Annotated in this window: 18 protein-coding genes; 9 read left to right on the top strand and 9 right to left on the bottom strand. The window is 29.2% G+C overall.

The genetic code is table 11. The features are described from left to right. The first annotated feature begins 281 nt into the window (after nt 1-281). The 3 genes from ACEW8E_RS15785 (at nt 282) to ACEW8E_RS15775 (ending at nt 1,756) form a co-directional block, all read left to right on the top strand. Nucleotides 282-638 (top strand): hypothetical protein, encoded by a 357-nt coding sequence (locus ACEW8E_RS15785; protein WP_373481315.1) that lies wholly within the window; start codon nt 282-284, stop codon nt 636-638. Nucleotides 639-705: 67 nt separating this feature from the next. Next, nucleotides 706-1,245 (top strand): GIY-YIG nuclease family protein, encoded by a 540-nt coding sequence (locus tag ACEW8E_RS15780; RefSeq protein ID WP_373481314.1) that lies wholly within the window; start codon nt 706-708, stop codon nt 1,243-1,245. 70 nt (nt 1,246-1,315) lie between these two features. Then, nucleotides 1,316-1,756 carry a hypothetical protein gene (locus tag ACEW8E_RS15775; RefSeq protein ID WP_373481313.1) on the top strand — a complete coding sequence of 147 codons (441 nt, stop codon included), beginning with the start codon at nt 1,316-1,318 and terminating at the stop codon, nt 1,754-1,756. Here the strand turns inward: ACEW8E_RS15775 and ACEW8E_RS15770 are convergent. The 5 genes from ACEW8E_RS15770 to ACEW8E_RS15750 all read right to left on the bottom strand — a co-directional run bounded on the left by ACEW8E_RS15770 (nt 1,753) and on the right by ACEW8E_RS15750 (nt 6,581). Then, complete coding sequence (locus ACEW8E_RS15770; protein ID WP_373481312.1) at nt 1,753-2,028, bottom strand: YggT family protein; 276 nt, start codon at nt 2,026-2,028, stop codon at nt 1,753-1,755. The two genes, ACEW8E_RS15775 and ACEW8E_RS15770, sit on opposite strands and share 4 nt — an antisense overlap. A 356-nt stretch (nt 2,029-2,384) precedes the next feature. Beyond that, nucleotides 2,385-3,050 (bottom strand): HAD-IA family hydrolase, encoded by a 666-nt coding sequence (locus tag ACEW8E_RS15765; RefSeq protein ID WP_373481311.1) that lies wholly within the window; start codon nt 3,048-3,050, stop codon nt 2,385-2,387. Nucleotides 3,051-3,145: 95 nt separating this feature from the next. Then, on the bottom strand, nt 3,146-3,694 hold the full coding sequence (locus tag ACEW8E_RS15760; protein ID WP_373481310.1) for an NUDIX hydrolase: 549 nt from the start codon (nt 3,692-3,694) through the stop codon (nt 3,146-3,148). 71 nt (nt 3,695-3,765) lie between these two features. Next, entirely contained in the window at nt 3,766-5,022 is a 1,257-nt protein-coding gene (gene cbiE / locus ACEW8E_RS15755; RefSeq protein ID WP_373481309.1) for a precorrin-6y C5,15-methyltransferase (decarboxylating) subunit CbiE, read from the bottom strand. Between the two features lie 44 nt (nt 5,023-5,066). After that, nucleotides 5,067-6,581, bottom strand: coding sequence for a helicase C-terminal domain-containing protein (locus ACEW8E_RS15750; protein ID WP_373481308.1), 1,515 nt, complete (start codon nt 6,579-6,581; stop codon nt 5,067-5,069). Between the two features lie 130 nt (nt 6,582-6,711). On the opposite strand from ACEW8E_RS15750, the gene psb28 reads away from it, so the two are divergent. From psb28 to ACEW8E_RS15735, 3 genes are all read left to right on the top strand, one after another. Further along, nucleotides 6,712-7,050, top strand: a complete 339-nt coding sequence (gene psb28, locus ACEW8E_RS15745; protein WP_373481307.1) for a photosystem II reaction center protein Psb28 — start codon at nt 6,712-6,714, stop codon at nt 7,048-7,050. A 145-nt stretch (nt 7,051-7,195) separates the two neighbouring features. Next, on the top strand, nt 7,196-7,699 hold the full coding sequence (locus tag ACEW8E_RS15740; protein WP_373481306.1) for a molybdenum cofactor biosynthesis protein B: 504 nt from the start codon (nt 7,196-7,198) through the stop codon (nt 7,697-7,699). A 90-nt stretch (nt 7,700-7,789) separates the two neighbouring features. Further along, the gene (locus tag ACEW8E_RS15735) at nt 7,790-8,326 is read left to right on the top strand and encodes a hypothetical protein (RefSeq protein WP_373481305.1); all 537 of its coding nucleotides are present in this window, start codon (nt 7,790-7,792) and stop codon (nt 8,324-8,326) included. 81 nt (nt 8,327-8,407) lie between these two features. Here ACEW8E_RS15735 and ACEW8E_RS15730 read toward each other — a convergent pair whose 3' ends face one another. Then, the gene (locus ACEW8E_RS15730; RefSeq protein WP_373481304.1) at nt 8,408-10,207 is read right to left on the bottom strand and encodes an SLC13 family permease; all 1,800 of its coding nucleotides are present in this window, start codon (nt 10,205-10,207) and stop codon (nt 8,408-8,410) included. 250 nt (nt 10,208-10,457) lie between these two features. Next, nucleotides 10,458-11,519 carry a mannose-1-phosphate guanylyltransferase gene (locus ACEW8E_RS15725; protein ID WP_373481303.1) on the bottom strand — a complete coding sequence of 354 codons (1,062 nt, stop codon included), beginning with the start codon at nt 11,517-11,519 and terminating at the stop codon, nt 10,458-10,460. A gap of 87 nt (nt 11,520-11,606) precedes the next feature. On the opposite strand from ACEW8E_RS15725, the gene ACEW8E_RS15720 reads away from it, so the two are divergent. Further along, nucleotides 11,607-12,971 carry an LCP family protein gene (locus ACEW8E_RS15720; RefSeq protein ID WP_373481302.1) on the top strand — a complete coding sequence of 455 codons (1,365 nt, stop codon included), beginning with the start codon at nt 11,607-11,609 and terminating at the stop codon, nt 12,969-12,971. Nucleotides 12,972-13,057: 86 nt separating this feature from the next. Here the strand turns inward: ACEW8E_RS15720 and ACEW8E_RS15715 are convergent, their stop codons facing one another. Further along, nucleotides 13,058-13,972: a histone deacetylase gene (locus ACEW8E_RS15715; RefSeq protein WP_373481301.1), complete on the bottom strand. Its 915-nt coding sequence runs from the start codon at nt 13,970-13,972 to the stop codon at nt 13,058-13,060. Between the two features lie 241 nt (nt 13,973-14,213). After that, nucleotides 14,214-14,786 (bottom strand): RNA-binding protein, encoded by a 573-nt coding sequence (locus ACEW8E_RS15710; RefSeq protein ID WP_373481300.1) that lies wholly within the window; start codon nt 14,784-14,786, stop codon nt 14,214-14,216. A gap of 503 nt (nt 14,787-15,289) precedes the next feature. Here ACEW8E_RS15710 and ACEW8E_RS15705 point away from each other — a divergent pair. After that, nucleotides 15,290-15,469, top strand: coding sequence for an NblA/ycf18 family protein (locus ACEW8E_RS15705; RefSeq protein WP_373481299.1), 180 nt, complete (start codon nt 15,290-15,292; stop codon nt 15,467-15,469). Nucleotides 15,470-15,655: 186 nt separating this feature from the next. Beyond that, a complete protein-coding gene (locus ACEW8E_RS15700; protein ID WP_373481298.1) occupies nt 15,656-17,650 on the top strand; it encodes a DUF262 domain-containing protein in 1,995 nt (664 codons plus the stop codon). Nucleotides 17,651-17,655: the final 5 nt, after the last annotated feature.

Here is a 17,655-nt window from a genome sequence, read left to right as displayed (position 1 = left end):
TTTGGTGAAGCCTTAGAAGCGTTTCGCACCGCCATATCTTTTCGCTTTTTTCAATGGTTAAAAGATAATATTGAGGTATTTACTAATTATAAAGCAAGTTTGGGCTTTGTTTGGGCATAATTTTTGTTTAAGTACCGCTAAGTATTTATTCTTAGGGAAATGAGAAAAAAAATCAAAAATAATGACACAAATTCTGATATATTCTTGAGAGAAAGTCATATTAAAAATGATATACTGCTAAAAACTAAACATAAATTTTAAAATCAACTCAAAGGAGAAACATGGTATTAAATAAATTTTTTGGCAAGAAAAAAGAAACTTATTTTTTAGAAATTGAAACAAAAACTGACAGTGAATCTTCCTCAACAGTAGTAAATTCTACTTCAGAAATAGCAACTACCGAAGAAAAAGAAGCCATAGTCACAACAACGATTAAACCTCAAGTTAATATCAGTGACGATACACCAGAGTGGGTAAAAGCTATCAAAAATTATTCCCATCAAAGTAATAATACTTCCACTTCTGAAGCAGAAAATTTTGCGGGTAAATATGTTAGTAATAGCGTACCACAATCTCATCGTCGTCCTGGCCCTAGTTTAGACGGTTTTAAAAGTATGGCATCAAAAATTGGTAAATAAAGAATAAAGAATTAGGAATTAAGGATTAAGAATTATAAAGATTTTCTCCATTATCAATTATTAAAAAATGTCTGATTCTTCTCTCAAAATTTTACTTAAAGATTTAAACTTTGTTTCTTATATAGAAGAAAAAGGAGTTATAAATCCTGAATTAGAAGGTAAAATTGGAATTTATGCTATTTTCAATGAAGATAAAATATTAGAATATGTTGGTTATTCTCGTAACTTATTCATGAGTTTAAAACAACATTTAGTGAGACAACCCGATAAATGCTATTGGTTAAAATTTTATCTCACCCCGCACCCCAGTCGGACTATTTTAGAGGAAATTCGGAGTAACTGGTTAACAGAAAATATTAATTTACCAAAAGGAAATAATGAAGAAGAAAATTTATGGATACAACCCATTGATGCTAAATTGACAATGACAGAAGAAGATAAAATTGAATATCAAAAAAATGATGAATTAGGCAAAATTAAATTTCTCAAAAAAATAGCCAGAAGGTTAGAAGAAAAAGTCAAACAAAAATTAGAAAATCGAAAAGTAACCATGGAAATTCGCTTCAATCCAAAATTGAAAGAAGATGGTTTATTAGATTTAAAATAGAGAAAAAAAGACAATTGACGAGTAAAATAAACATCAACAACTTGTATATTTAATTAATTAGATAAAAATTATGTTTCGTCGCCTTTTTGCTATTATTATTATCTCAATCTTCTTTTTTCTCACTACTGGGATTTTTTCTCCTCCTGCTGAAGCACTTGTGCAAATAAAAGTTACAGATATAAACTACAAAGAATGTCCTATAGGAGTAGGAGAAGGAAGTGTTACCAGTGGAGGAAGCGCCTTACCGGCAACTTGTTATTTAATTACAGGAAAGACTAACAATACATCAGGAAAAATTCTCTACGATGCTGATGTTTTTGGTAGAATTTACGATGCTAATAATGAACCAGTTTTACAAAATCGTAGCAGACTAGGTGCATTAGAACAAGTACCTATAGGAATGAGTGAGTTTGAGTTGAGAATTAGTGTACCATCAAATCAACCCACTCCTTTACAATTAAAACAATTTAAAGCAACAGGTTTTTCTAGCAAAGTTTATCCCACTTTCTAAATTACTCCCACAATGGAATTTAATAATTGAGGAATTAACTGTAAAACAAAAATAGCTAAAATTGCGGAAAAATCAATACCCCCTAATGGTGGTATAAAAGAACGAAATATATTAAGATAAGGATCTGTAATCGGTGCTAAAAATGAAATTATGTTACCTGCCCATTCAGTAGTTTGAAACCAACTTAAAAGAATTCTGGCAAATATTAGTATTAAATATAATTGAATAAAATTAGTTATAGTATTAATAACTAAATAAGTGATACTATCCATCGAATCAATATTACTCCATCTTGCATGGTAATTTTATCCTTTTTATCTTAACTTACATTTTACCTTAAAGATAAAGAGTGAGGAATTATTTGTTATCCATCATCAAGGTAAGTTTTATCGACTTTAATGGATATTTTTAATGTTTAATTTAAGTAAAATGCGTCTTAAGTATTAAAGAATTTAGGAATTATATATTTAAAATTAATGAAAATAACTCATAATTTTCCTTGCCTTTTGCCTTTCATCAAGTAAATATATAATTAATCTTGTTTACCTACTTAGGTTAACACTTATTTTTTTCTTCTCTTTTTTTCCTCTCTATTTCTTCTTTCTATTTTTTTTCCTCTCTATTTCTTCTAATTCGTTACTTTTTTTCGATTTAGCCAAAAACATTGCATTCCCACAGATTTTCCCCCCCAATAATCTTCTTTCACACTATCGCCAATATACCAAGCATTTTCAGGTTGACAGTTATGTTGTGCTAAGGCTGTCAAAAAAATTTTATCCTCTGGTTTAGCAACTCCTGTTAAAGAAGAAATAGTGATTGTTTGAAAATATTGTCTTAAATTTAAGTTATCTAAAACATCATAAATTCGAGTATCAAAATTAGAGATAATTCCTAACTCAATTCCTTGTTTTTGCCATTGATTTAAACTAGGTATAACATCATCATAAATAACCCAAGGTTGACTGGTTTTAAAGTAGTTATAAAGTTCGATGAAAAAGGTATTAAAATCAGTAAAATCATTAATAGTCTCATTTTGATGGAAAGTGTTATAAGTCACATTTTGCCACCATTGAAATTCTAAATCTTTAATTTTTTCCTCATTTTCTTCCTCAAAAGCAAGGGGAGAAGAATTTTTAAAGGCTTGATAAAAATAATGATTAATTATTTCTGCTTCCCGATTTACTCCATACTTTTTTGCTAGTTTAGTATAAATATCACCAACACTATTTTTTACTCCAAAAATTGTACCTACCGCATCTAAAAAGATAACTTTAGGTTGATAATTAATGCTCATTTTTTATTTTTTATGACTTAATTTTTTTCAATAATTTTAAGATGATTTATCTTTATTTGAGTAATTTTGGACATAATAACCCGATTTTAGAAAAATTATAACAGAAAAGGACGGGCTAAAAAATAACTACTGATAGTTTTAGCATCAATTTCATTACCAGTCATCGCTAATTTTTCAAACTCTGAAGGACTCATCAACACCACTTCAATATCCTCATCATCATCTTGTTTCCGTGGATTAGGTAACTTTTCTAACTCTTGGGCAAGGAAGACATAAATATACTCATCAGAATATCCTGGTGCAAGGGCAAATTTTCCTAAATTACGCCATTTATTGGCACAATAACCTGTTTCTTCCTCAATTTCTCTTTTTATTGTTATTTCTGGCTCTTCTCCTAGTTCAATCGTACCAGCTGGAAATTCTAATAATCGATTTTTTACCGCAAAACGGTATTGACGCACTAACACTAATTGTCCATCATTGGTAACAGGTACTGCTAAAGCACCTCCGGGGTGAGGAATACATTCCCATTCACCTTCCACTCCATTAGGTAATCTTAATTTATTGACTTCAAATTGAAACTTTTTCCCTTGAAAAAATAAACGGGATGCTAAAATTTCTGGTAATTCTTGGTTTTCTAACATATCATTTATAATAATTTTTTTCCTTATTTATTATGATTAGTATATCTTAATTCAGTACAGAGAATAGTTAGTTATTTTTCTCGACTTATTAATGGATTTGCTGTGATAATATTAACGGGATTAAGAGGATTTAAACGAGTATTTTTACCGATAGCTAAAGACTTCGATATTTGTAAATTAATAATCTCATAATGCCAGTTATTTTTTTTAAACCATTGCAAGGCTTCGTTTAAGTTTTCTATGGTAGCTAAAGCAATCACTATTTTTCCTTCATCATTTATTTTAGTTTTAATTATCTCTAATAAATTTGTTAAATTACCTCCATTACCACCAATAAAAATACGATGAGGATTAGGTAAATTATTAATTATTTTTTCAGCATAATCATGAATCACTTGTATATTATTTACTTGGAATCTTTGACAATTTTCTTTAATTAAAGTCACTCCCATAGTTGTTTTTTCTATAGCATAAATTTTACTACTATTTATCAATCTAGCTATTTCTATTGATACACTACCAGTACCAGCTCCAATATCCCAAATTATTTGTTTTTCTTGTAAAGCTAATGCTCCTAATATCATTAATCTTACCTCTTTTTTGGTTATTAATCCCTCTTGATCTGGAAAAGTTTTAAAGAGTTTATCACATAATCCTATTAACGGTAATTTTTCTAAATCTAGAGTAAAATTATTAATTTCTTTTCTCACTAAAACCACCATATTTAAAGGGGAGATAAGGTTTAACTTAATAGTGTCTTCTTTTTCTATTTTTGTTATTTTTTCTTCTTGACTTCCTAAATTTTCACATAACCAAAAATCATAATTAATTGATGACTTTAGTTGTTGATATATTTGCCAAATAACTAAAGGATTATTTTCTTTATCTGTTAATATAGCTAGTTTTTCATAACTTTTTTTTAATTCCTTGATTAATAAGTCAATTTCTCTTCCATGAAGACTAATAAATTTTGCATCTTGCCAAGGTATTTTTAATTTATTAAAAGCTAATTGCACACAACTACTATGGGGATAAAATTCTAATTCTTCCCATAAAAAGTTATTTAATAATATTCTACCAATTCCAAAAAATAAAGGATCTCCTGTAGCTAATATTACTATATTTTCTCCTTTTTTTTGATATTTTTTTATCTCATTAATTACTGTGTCTAAGTTATTAATTACTTTCTTTTTTGCTCTATGATTACTAAAGTATTTTAAATGGCGATCGCCACCGATTAAAACCGTAGCTTGATTAATAATTTCTAAGACAGAATCAGTTAAACTTTTTTTACCATCTAAGCCAATACCGACAATTTTAATAATCATTAAGAATAATTGATAATTGATAATTTATTTTAAATTACTAATTTCTAAGAATGATTCACCCAGTCTAAATCAAGATAATTAATTTTAGCATAAGGCTCTAAAGATTGTAAAATATTAACACCATAACTACGATAATTAACTCGATTATCTAATAATGCTATAACTCCTTGATTTTTTCGAATAGAAATAGTTGCTTGTTGTAAAAGTTTAATAGCAGATGGTAATAAATAAAAACGAAACCAATCTTTCTTCTGATTTTTATAATGAGTAACTTGTGCGGAAATTAGAGGATTTTCTAAGGGTGGAATTGGTAAAGTCGCAAAGATTAATAATATTGGTGTTAGTAATTTAGATTGATAATTTAACCAAAATTTTATATCACAAACAAGAATACTATTTTTTCCGATATTTAAAGAATTTAACTGCACTCTTGAGCCGAAATAAGCGGCTAAATTAGAAGTAATTTGCCCTTGTAAAGGTACATCATCAATAATAACAATAATGGGATGATGATTAATTTTTATGCTGCTAACTAAAGCTAAAATTTCTTGAGTAACTCTACTTTGAAACTCTGGATTATTAGGGAAAGGAAAGTTATGAGGAATATAAAGTTTAAGATGTTGACTTTGTATATCAAAAGAAAATTTTAAACAAGTAAAAGTATCTAATTTTAATCCTAAATATTCACAATAATCTATAGGATATTTTTTTTGTTCTAAATAATTAGATAATAAAATTAAAGGTTTATTCTCCCAAATATTACTAATTAAAGATTTTAACTCTAAAGGGGAGGATTTGAGACTAAAAGAACCTTTTTCTCTATTGGTAGTAAAATAATTAATATACTTATCATTTTGAGCTAAAAATAGTTTGAGATTTATAAATTTTTGGCAGATTTCGCTATTTTCTATTTGTTGATGAAAGACATTATATAAATTATCAATAATAATAATTTCCTCCTCCTCTAGCAAATAACTATTATAAGGATTGTTAGGATGGCTATAAATTGATTTAGTTAATTTTGCTAAATTTTCTCGAATAATATTTTGATATTGGGGAAACAATAACTGTAAACTATACCAGTCTTGAAAAGTTATTTCTTGAGTCAAATATTGAGTAATTATATCAGGTAAATTTTCTGCTTCATCAATAATAGTAATGATGTCATTATCGAATAAATTATTAGTAACTAAATTTAACCAATCATCATAACTAATAACATATAAAATAGATTTTTTAGCGAGATTTTGTTGATACTCAGTAGTAACAATTTTTGTTGTATTTAGCCATTGTTGTAAGATAGGTATTTTTTCTTTAACTAATATTGATTGAATTTCTTTTTTTACAACGATAACAACCGAAACAGAAGACAATAAAACAGGAGTTAAATAACTAGGATAATACTGTAGATAATTTACCCCAGTTTGAATAATTGTTGATTTTCTTAATCTTATCCCACGAGCAACTATTCTCGCCATGGTTAAATTATGTATCCAATCCCAATTTGGTTTCTGACGCAAAAATTTTTTAAATTCTAAATGTACTTCTACTTCTAGCATTACTAATTGGTTATATAATTAGTTAACAAGTAACTATTGTTTTAATTCTCAAATTTTAACTTTGATTACTCACTGTTATGAGAAAATAAGTAAAGTTATAGTTTAATCAAAATCATAGGAAATATCATTAATGGCTAAAATTGAATTTGCCAAAGGCATAGTAGAAGAATCTATCCCTGATGTTAAGTTAACTCGTTCTCGTGACGGTAGCAATGGTACTGCAACATTTCGTTTTGAAAGTTCAAAAATACTAGACGGCGGTAACACTCAAGAAGTTACAGGAATGTATTTGACCGATGAAGAAGGAGAATTGATCACTCGTGAGGTAAAATGTAAATTTATCAATGGTGAACCTAAAGCTATAGAAGCAATTTATTTAATGAAATCTCCTCAAGAATGGGATAGATTTATGCGTTTTATGGAGCGCTACGCTGAAGAAAAAGACTTAGATTTTACTAAATCTGAATAGTAATTAATAATTCATAATTGACAATTAACAATTAACATTTTTCATCATTTTACCCTGTTCTCATTTTTAACATATAACTGTCATAAATTATTTATAAAATTATAAAAGTGACTAAATTTTCTCGAATTTTTTATTGTCTAGTGTCATGCCTATTCCTCATCAATATTCTCAGATAAATAGTGTTAATTGTGCTGTTATTACCGTCAGCGATACTCGCACTTTTGAAACAGATATGAGTGGTAAAATTGCCCAAAAAATGTTGATTAATGCTAATCATAAAATTATTCATTATGAAATTATCAAAGATGAGTCATTTCAGATAAAATCTTTATTGGTAAATTTAGCTTCTAATAAAGCATTAAACGTCATTATTTTTTCAGGGGGTACTGGTATTTCTTTAAGGGATAATACCTATGATATAATTAGTGAAATGTTAGAAAAAACCTTATATGGTTTCGGGGAAATTTTCCGTTATTTAAGCTATCAAGAAATATCCTCAAGAGCCATAGCATCAAGAGCAACAGCCGGGTTGTATAATGGTAAAATAGTCTTTTCTTTACCCGGCTCTCAAAATGCAGTTAAACTAGGTTTAGAGAAACTAATTATACCAGAATTAACTCATTTAGTTGAGCAAATAAATAAAGGTTAGCTATTAGGTTTCAGGTTTCAGGTTTCAGGTTTCAGGTTTCAGGTTTCAGGTAAGCAAATAGGATTGCTATATTTAGATAGATTTCGGCTTATGTCTAACAATAATAACGATTTAGAATCTGATTTAGAATCTCTCAAAATTAATTCAAAAAAACTGGTTAAATTTCAAGAATGGTGTGTAAAAAATGAAGTTAATTATTTAGTTGTTATTGAAAAATTAATTGATTCTTGCCTAGAAAATAATCAAGTTATTCTTGATAATCTAATTCATGAAAAAGAGGTAGTTAATTTTGAAGATAAGATAAGTATTCTCATTAATAAATCTCTACAACCAATCCTAGATAGAATCGAAAAATTAGAGTGCCAATTAACACCAACAAATCATTCTTTTTCTTCTCAACATAATCTTAATACTTTATCCCCACAAATATCTGTAAATATATCACAAGAAGAAATTAGTAAAAAGGTTTATTTACCTCGTCAAGAAGTATGGCAAAGACTAAAAAAAACTGATTATATAAAATACTCTGGTTATGATAGTTTTTTAAAAGCAAAAGGTGATCAACTTATAGAATATGGTATCTTTTTTGATGAAGATAAAAAACGCTTTTATATTATTGACAATTAGTTATTATTTGCATTCCTTATTTCTTTCTAATTCCCGTTTCCTTTCTAATTCCTAACACCTGAAGCCTGATACCTAATTATTTTAAATTCCATAAATTTTCATAATTAATAAAGGCACTATTAGAGTTAAAGTTATAGTCAAAGGTAAGCCAAGACGAGTATAGTCTAAAAATTTATAACCACCAGGGGCATATACCATTGTATTTGTTTGATAGCCGATTGGTGCTAAATAACTATTAGAAGCGGCAAAAGTTACTACATACATAAAAGATAAAGCATCATAACCCATACTTTCTGCTATTTTAACAGCAATAGGAATCATTAAAACCACTGCTGCATTGTTAGATAAAACTTCCGTCAACATAGAAGTAGCAAAATAAAGTAATACTAAAATCCAATACCCTGACAAATTACCACCGACTACTAATAATTTATCAACTAACCATTGATTTGTGCCTGAATTATCCATAGCTACTCCTAGGGGGATTAATCCTGCTAATAAAAAGATAATATCCCATCTCACTGTGCCATAAATTTCTCCGGGTTTGAGACAACCAGTAATTACCATTAAGATAACTCCTGTTAAACTAGCGCTTAAAATGGGAATAATATCCAAAGCAGAAATTAAAATTACCCCCATAATAATAGTTAAAGAAATTAAAGCTTTATCTTGTCTTAAACCTTCTCTATTTTTTTCTTCTAAAACTAATAATTCTCTGGTAGTTTGTAAACCAATAAAACTCTCTTTTGGTGCTTGAATTAATAATAAATCACCGAATTTTAAAGTAACTTTTCCTAATCTTTCCCTAATTAACTCTTGCCCTCTTCTAATGGCTAAAACTGTACAGTTATAGCGTTGACGGAAGCGTAAATCTTTTAAAGTTGCACCAATTAAACGAGAATTAGATAATATTAAAACTTCTGCAATTTTTTCTTCCTCATTATTATTTTCTTTTTCTAAATTAGTAGAATTAAATTTAAAATCAGCTAATATTTCTACTCCTCTTTCATCCTTAATATTAAGTAAATTATTACGACTTCCTCTTACTAATAAAATATCCCCTAATGCTAAAACTTTATCAGCTAAAGGGGGTGGAAAATGCTCATCATTACGGATAATTTCTAAAATATCTAAGTCAAATTTTCGTTGAATCTCACTACTGCGTAAAGTTTGCCCAATTAGGCTAGATTTAGGAGGAATAATCATCTCACTAACATATTCTTTTAATTCATAATCCTCACTTAAAGACTCTCCTCCTGCAGGTTTTCTTGATGGTAAGATTTTAGGTGCGGCTAAAGAAATATAGGTTAAACCAATTAGAAATACGGGGATTCCTAAAGCGGTAAATTGAAAAATACTAAACTCTTTATAACCTAATTGTACCGCAATACCACTAGCTAAAATGTTTGTAGAAGTACCTAAAAGAGTAATTAATCCCCCTAATATGGTTAAAAAAGACATGGGAATTAATAACTTAGAAACAGAAATTTTTGTTTGTTTACTCCACTGCTCAACAATGGGTAAAAAAATCGCTACCACTGCGGTATTATTAATAAAGGCACTAATAGGTCCAATAATCATTCCTAAAGTAAAAATTTGTTGACTAGGATTTTTCCCTCCAAATTTTATTAACCAATCCCTAACAGTATTTAAAATTCCAGTTTTAGTCAATCCAGCGCTAAGAATAAACATCGCCATAACGGTGATAGTGGCAGAATTACCGAAGCCAGAAATTCCCTCACTAGGAGAAACTAACCCTAAAAGCATCAATACCACCGCTACGGATAAGGATGTTAAATCCACTGGTAACCATTCGGCGATAAAGGCAATTAAGGCAACAATCAAAACAGTGATAGTCAAAAAGATAGGGGATATATCCATTGGTTAAAAGTTAGGAGTTTGTAAAGAGATAAGAGACTTAATGAGTAAGTAGGCAAAATTAATTGTATGTTTAGTTTCTTAAAGGCATTCAGACAAAAAACAACGAAGATTATTAGTTATTTTTATTAAAGTATATAATCCCTAAATGCTTTAATACTTATAGGTTTCTATCACAATTATCGAAGTCTCTTTGTTTTTAAGTTAATATGATTTTAACTTGAGATACAATCTTATCCTATTCTTGATTAATTTACAGAAAATTTTGACTATCTTTTTTTTGTTGTAAAATTTGTAAGGCTTTTTTGATGTCTTGAGTTTTATTTTTATTAACTACTAACGTTGCATTCCCTTCTCTGACTATCACTACATCTTCTAAACCGATGGTCATAATCACTTCTTCTTTTTGGTTATTATAAATAATGGAGTTTTTTGTGTCTTGACTGATATGATTTCCTATTACCACATTACTATTTTCAGTTTTTAACATTCTTTCTAAGGCATTCCAATCCCCTAAATCATCCCAACCAAAATCCGCAGGAATTACATAAGCAAGGGTAGTTTTTTCCATTAAGGCATAATCGATGCTAATTTTGGCTAAATCTTCATAGGCTAATTTTCCTTTCTCCTGTAACGGAATTAAAATTTGTGGTGCATAATTAGCTAATTCCTTTAAAACAATTTCTGTCTTAAAAATAAACATTCCACTATTCCAACTATACCTACCCGTAGCGATAAATTCTTTGGCTGTTTTTTCGTTAGGTTTTTCCGCAAAGCGACTTACTTTATATATTGGCAAATCATTAATTTGTGCTTTTTCTTCTCCTTGCTCAATATAACCATAACCCGTGCTAGGATAATCTGGTTTAATGCCTAATGTCACAATAGCATCATTGGCCATGGCAAAATTGATGGAGGCGTTAATTATTTTTTCAAATTCATTTTGATTACCAATATAATGATCGGCAGGAAAAAAGCCGATAATAGCATCTTCACCATAACGAGATTTAACCTCTAAACTTGCCCATGTAACCGCAGGTGCGGTATCCTTACCTATAGGCTCAACTAAAATGTTATCTACGGGTAAAAAAGGTAATTGTTGTTTAACTCCTTCAGTTAACAACTCCGAAGTAATAACTAACAAATTTTCCCAACCATTAGCCAAAGATAATAAACGATTAGCCGTGTTTTGCAATAAACTTTTTCCGCTACCATCGAGACAAAGAAACTGTTTTGGATTGTGTAGTCGGCTAAGAGGCCAAAATCTTTCACCTTTTCCTCCAGCTAAAATAACTGGTACAAATGTTGTTGTCATAATTTTTTTTCCAATAAAAGAGATAATAAGTAAACAATTAATCAAAGATTATGCTATCAATATTAGAGATCAAAACCGAATAAATTAATGGTGAAATTGAAAAATAAATCCGCTAGTCAATCTCATAACTCTAAAGGCAAAAGAAAATCTACCTCGAAAAAACCATCATCACCGTTATTTCAAGGGTTTATTTGGGGTGGATGTTTCACTGTCACCGCCGCTATTTCTGGTTTTATTGGTATGACTGTTGCTTTAAAAAGTCCAATTTCTATCGAAATTAACCCAGTTTTAGAAAAACTCCAAGGCTTCAAAAATTTTGGTTTAAGTTCTCTTTTTGCGCAACAATTAAAAGAACCTGTTAATATTTTAGTGATGGGTATTGATCAAGTGGCTGATAGTAAACAAAATCCTGAAACTCGTTTTTCTGGACGTAGTGATACAATGTTATTAGTACGTTTCGAGCCTCAAGATCATTCCTTGAAAATTCTTTCCATCCCCAGAGATAGTCGTGTAGGATTACCTAACGGTAGTTATGATAAAATTAATAGTGCTAATGCCATAGGTGGTATTCCTTTTACCAAAGAAGTTATTGAAGGAAATTTAGACGGTATCACCATTGATAAATATATTCGAGTTACCACCAACGCCTTTAAAGATTTGGTAGATTTAATTGGCGGTGTTGAAGTTTATGTACCTATGGATATGCGATATACTGATAAAACTCAGGGATTATATATTGATTTAAAGGAAGGAAAACAAACTTTAAATGGTAATCAAGCTGAACAATTTGCTCGTTTCCGTCATGATAACCTAGGAGATATTGGTAGAGTTCAAAGACAACAAATACTCTTAAAAGCATTGCGAGAAAAATTACAATCTCCTCAAGCAATGTTTAAAATTCCTCAAGGATTAAAATTATTACAACAAGAAGTTGATTCAGATTTAACCCAAGAAGAAATCTTTAGTCTTGTGGCTTACAGTTTAAGTTTAGATAAACAGGATATTCGGATGGTAATGTTACCCGGTAGAGCTAGTTATCCTACAGAATATAGCCTTAGTTATTGGCTAATTTCTGAGGAAAATAAATCTCAAATAATTGAAAAATTCCTCACTTCTGAATCTTCTTTACCTGAAAATAACGAATCTTCTCAAAATATTAAAATAGCCATTCAAAACTCAACATCTAATCCTGAATTAGCGAAAAAATTAGCCTTATTTTTAGAAGAAAATCAATACCAAAATGTTTATATTTCTAATAATTCTCCTTATCCCACTTCCGTGACAAAAATAATTGTCCAAAAAGGGGATTATGAGTCTGCAAAAACTTTAAAAAATCTTCTTAATTTTGGTGAATTAGAATCTTCTTCTACAGGAGATATTGACTCTGAAATTACCATCCGTGTAGGTGATGATGCGGAAAAATTACTCTTTGATGATAGTTTTGTTAAATAATAAGAGTATGCTTATAAAAAATGAAACCTTTATTAGTAAAAAAGCTAATCTTTACTATAAAACTTAAAACCTGATGCTTACCTATATTATAAACAAGCGAGAATAGTTTGCTCAATAGATTCTGATAAGGCTTGTAAATGGTATCCTCCTTCTAAACCAAAAACAATTTTTTTTGTTACTTTTAAACAATATTTAGTTAAGGTATAATAATCTTGTGGAAATAAGGAAACTCCTGCTAAAAAATCATCATGATTAGCATCATATCCAGCACTAATTATTAACAAATCAGGTTCAAATTTGCTTAGAAAAGGAATCACTTTTTCTTGAAAATATAACTCATATTCTTTAATAGTACTTCCTGCTAATAAAGGAATATTTAACACATTATTATAATAACCTTTATCTGTTTCTTTTCCTGTACCCGGATAATAAGGATATTGATGTAATGAACAATAAATTATATTTGGATTATCAGCTATAATTTCTTCTGTACCATTCCCATGATGTACATCCCAATCTAAAATTGCAACTTTTTTAACACCTTTTTGAGTTAAAGCGTAGTTAGCCGCAATGGCAGCATTAGAAAATAAACAAAAACCCATACCTGTATTACTGGTGGCATGATGACCGGGAGGACGTGCTAAAATGAAGCAAGGTTGATTTTCCCTTAAAACTAAATTAACTCCATCTAGCCACGCACTAACCGCTAGTAAAGCCACATCATAGCTTCTTGCAGAAACAGGGGTGTCTTCATCTAACTTCCCTCCCCCTCTTTTTGCTATGGTTTTAACTCTTTCAATATAATTGCCATGGTGGATTTTTTCTACCCATGAAAATGCACTACTTTCATTTACAGCCGTAGGTTCTTGCCATTGTAATTTATCCTTCAAAGAAGAATTTAATAGCTTTTCTTGAATAGTTGCTAACCTTTGAGGTGATTCGGGATGATACCTACCAGTTTTATGCTCTAAAAACTGCTCGGAAAAAATAAGGTTAAACATAAGCAGTGATAAGGTTTGAATGGTATTAATTCTAACATTTTGAGAGTAATTTTGACTAAAGTATTGACAAAAATTAAAACATGGTTTATATTCATTACCAGTGGGGAGTGAACCAAAAAGAGAGTCGAGACGAAACAAGGAAAGTCGTCGATTCTCTTTTTGAACAAAACAGATAAATTATCACAAAAAAACCCTACTCCGAAAAACAGAGCAAGGCATCTAAAGATAAAGATTTTTTAAATTAATTAGCTGTTTGACTAGCAAACATTTCTTTAAGTTTACTTAACTCATTTGCCCAACGAGGATCTGGTTGTACTGAATCAGATACAGAGATAGTTCTATCTGTTTTAGTTTTATTAGGAGTTTTCTTAGCTTTTTTAGCTTTTTTAGGGGCTTCTCGGCGAGTTGGTTTAGCCGTTTCTACTTCCACCGCAACAATATTTTCCCCAGTGGATTCAGTGTCACTAGCTTCAACATTATCGGTTTTTTCCCCTTGATTTCCTTGCTCTGTTTCCCCAGATTCTCCTTTAGTCCGTGGTAATGCTTTTTCAATCAATAAGATAAAATCAGCACCGTTTTCGTCTTTAAAAGGTTCTCCATTGTAATAAAAAACTTGCTCGTTATATTTACTAATAAATTCGTCAGCATTTTCATCGGTGGGCACGGTAACAAATCCAAAACCACGACATTCATTTTTTTTACGTTCTTTAATTAGTTTAGTGGTAAAAGAGGGTTCAAATTCACTGAACATTTTTTCAAAGCCTTCTTTTTCTAATTCTGCTTTAGGTAATTTGACATATAAACGTACTGACATCGAGTTTTCCTCCCGTTTTTTATATTTGATTATTTTTCTTAAGATTTATAAAGTTATCACAGATTAACTCTTATTTTTCACCACAAACTAGCTAGTCAAACCTTTTAATGGAGTAACTAACTCTATATCTTTGATTTTGTAATTTGTCTCACCATTAGAGGAAGACTTTAAGATCATTGACTGCTGTGCTATCAATTTTATTATAAGAATTTAATTTGATTTTTCTTTAATGGAGAATTTTATTGGTTATATCTATTGCCTAAATATTATCATAACTCTAACTTTTTGTTAACTTTTGTTATGATCAATATTGATAAATTTTTTTAACACCTAAATTTGCCAAACAATAATAGGTATTTATACTCATTGTTCAAAATGAGCAGTTTATCAAATTCTGCTGTGATATTCATTAAAGTAGTTATTTTAGATAAGGAAAGTCTCATAGCTTACCAATAAATAAGAATAACAAGTTTTAGTCCTAAAGTAAAGGAGAATCTAAGATTATGTCTAATTCAATGGAATTATCTCTTGAACAACAATTTAATTTACGTTCTTTTCAATCTCAGGTAGCACAAATGACCAGAGAACAAGCAACGGATTTTTTAGTTAAATTGTATGAGGAAATGTTAGTTAGAGAAAATATGTATAAAGATGTGCTTAAACATCAATGGGGTTTAGAATAATCTTCCATGATTATATCTGAGTTTGGCCTCCTTCTCTTGCTTAGTTCTGAGGGAAAAAAGCTGGGGATGTCGGGGTTTATTTTAAAAAATATTTCCTTTGTCAGTTAATGTTAATTATAGTATTTTTTCTTGAGTAACTTCATAATGTTATACAATAATCTAAAAGTAGATTAACATCAAGATTAAATGCAAGCCTCTGAGACTAAATTACAAGAAATTATTGAAGGTACAAAACAATATGTTATTCCTTTATTTCAGCGCTCTTATAGTTGGGAAAAATCTCATTGGGAATTGTTGTGGGAAGATATTATAGAACTTTATTATAGTGATAATTTATACCCTCATTTTATGGGTTCAATTGTGACAATGCAAACGGAATCTTTACCCGAAGGTGTCACTAAATTTTTATTAATTGATGGGCAACAAAGATTAACTACTATCTTTATTTTGTTAGCTGTTTTAAGAGATAAAGCTACTTCTTTAGATAGTCTTCAATTAGCGGCAGAAATTAATGATCGTTTTTTGGTAAATGCTTATAGTAAAGAATCAGATTATTTTAAATTAAATCCGACTCAAGTTGATAGAAAATCTTTTTATAATATAGTTAAAAGAGAGTCAAATATTGACAAAAATATTAATAATATTAATGATTGTTATTTATTCTTTGAAAAGAAAATTAAGCAAAGAAAAGATTTAGAAATACAGAAAATAAAAAATATTATTTGTAATAGCTTAATTGTGGTAAGAATTTTATTAGGTAAAGACGATAATCCTTATCTAGTATTTGAAAGTCTTAATGCTAAAGGAAAGCCACTAACTCAAGCTGATTTGATTCGTAATTATTTCTTTATGCAAATAAATGGGGATGAACAAGATTTAATTTATCGTCAATATTGGCTACCTATGCAACGTCTTTTAGGGGAAAATTTAACGGATTTTATTCGTCATTATTTAACAAAAAATGGAGTTATTATTAATCAAAATGAGATTTATTTTTATCTTAAAAATAAGGTTAATAGAGCTCAAACACTTTCTTATTTAAAAGACTTATTTAGGTTTAGTAAATACTATGCCATAATCCTTAACCCTAACCTAGAAGAAAATCTTTTAATTAGAAAATATTTATATCGTCTTAAACGTTTAGATATTAAAACTGTTTATCCTTTTATTTTGAATTGCTATCATGGATGGAAAACTAATTTTATTAATGAAGAAGAGTTAATTAATATTTTTAAAATTATTGAAAATTATCTTTTACGAAGATTTATTTGTAATGTTCAAACTAGAGGATTAAATCGTATTTTTGCAACATTATATTCTCAAATAAGGAAAGAAATTAATTTATCTTCTCGTACTTTTTTACAACAATTAAAGTTAAGTTTACAAAATCAAAATTACCCTCAAGATGATGATTTTAAAACTAGATTAATGGAAGTAAAACTTTATGGTGGCAATCGTTCAGAAAAAGCTAAACTTATTTTAGAGTCTTTAGAAGAATCTTTCGAGCATAAAGAAAAAGTATCTTTTGATAATCTAACTATTGAACATATTATGCCTCAAACTTTAAGTGATTGGTGGAAAAATTATTTAGGTGAAGATTCAGATATTACTTATAATTTATTGATACATTCTTTAGGCAATTTAACTTTAACTGCTTATAATTCTGAACTTTCTAATGATACTTTTATTAATAAACAAAAAGCCTTAAAAGAGAGTCATTTAGAGTTAAATAAATATTTCACTACAGTTAATTATTGGCAAAGAGAAGACATAGAAAAAAGGGCAAGATTGTTAGTTGAAAAATGTCTTAAAATATGGTCATATTTTGGTGATAAATCTCAACCTGTTTTAATAAAAAGTAACGTTACGGGTACTATTCCTAAAATTTTACGAATTTTTGGGGAAGAATATTCTGTCAAAAGTTGGCGAGATGTTTTAGAAACGACACTAAACATTTTAGCAGATTCTGAACCAGAAAAATTTAAAGAAATAATGGAGCAATTTCCTCGTTTTTTGGCATGGGATGAGAAAGATTTACGCTGTAATCGTCAACTTAAAAATGGTGCTTTTGTTGAAGTTCAATTATCTTCAAAAGACATTTATTCTTTCTGTCAAAAAGCTATGGAAACTGCTGATTTATCTTCGGAAGATTGGATAGTAGAAACTATTGATTTATCGTAAAATTC

The organism is Geminocystis sp. (assembly GCF_041753295.1).
Taxonomy (GTDB): Bacteria; Cyanobacteriota; Cyanobacteriia; order Cyanobacteriales; family Cyanobacteriaceae; genus Geminocystis.
This window is presented reverse-complemented; position numbering and strand designations above follow the sequence as displayed.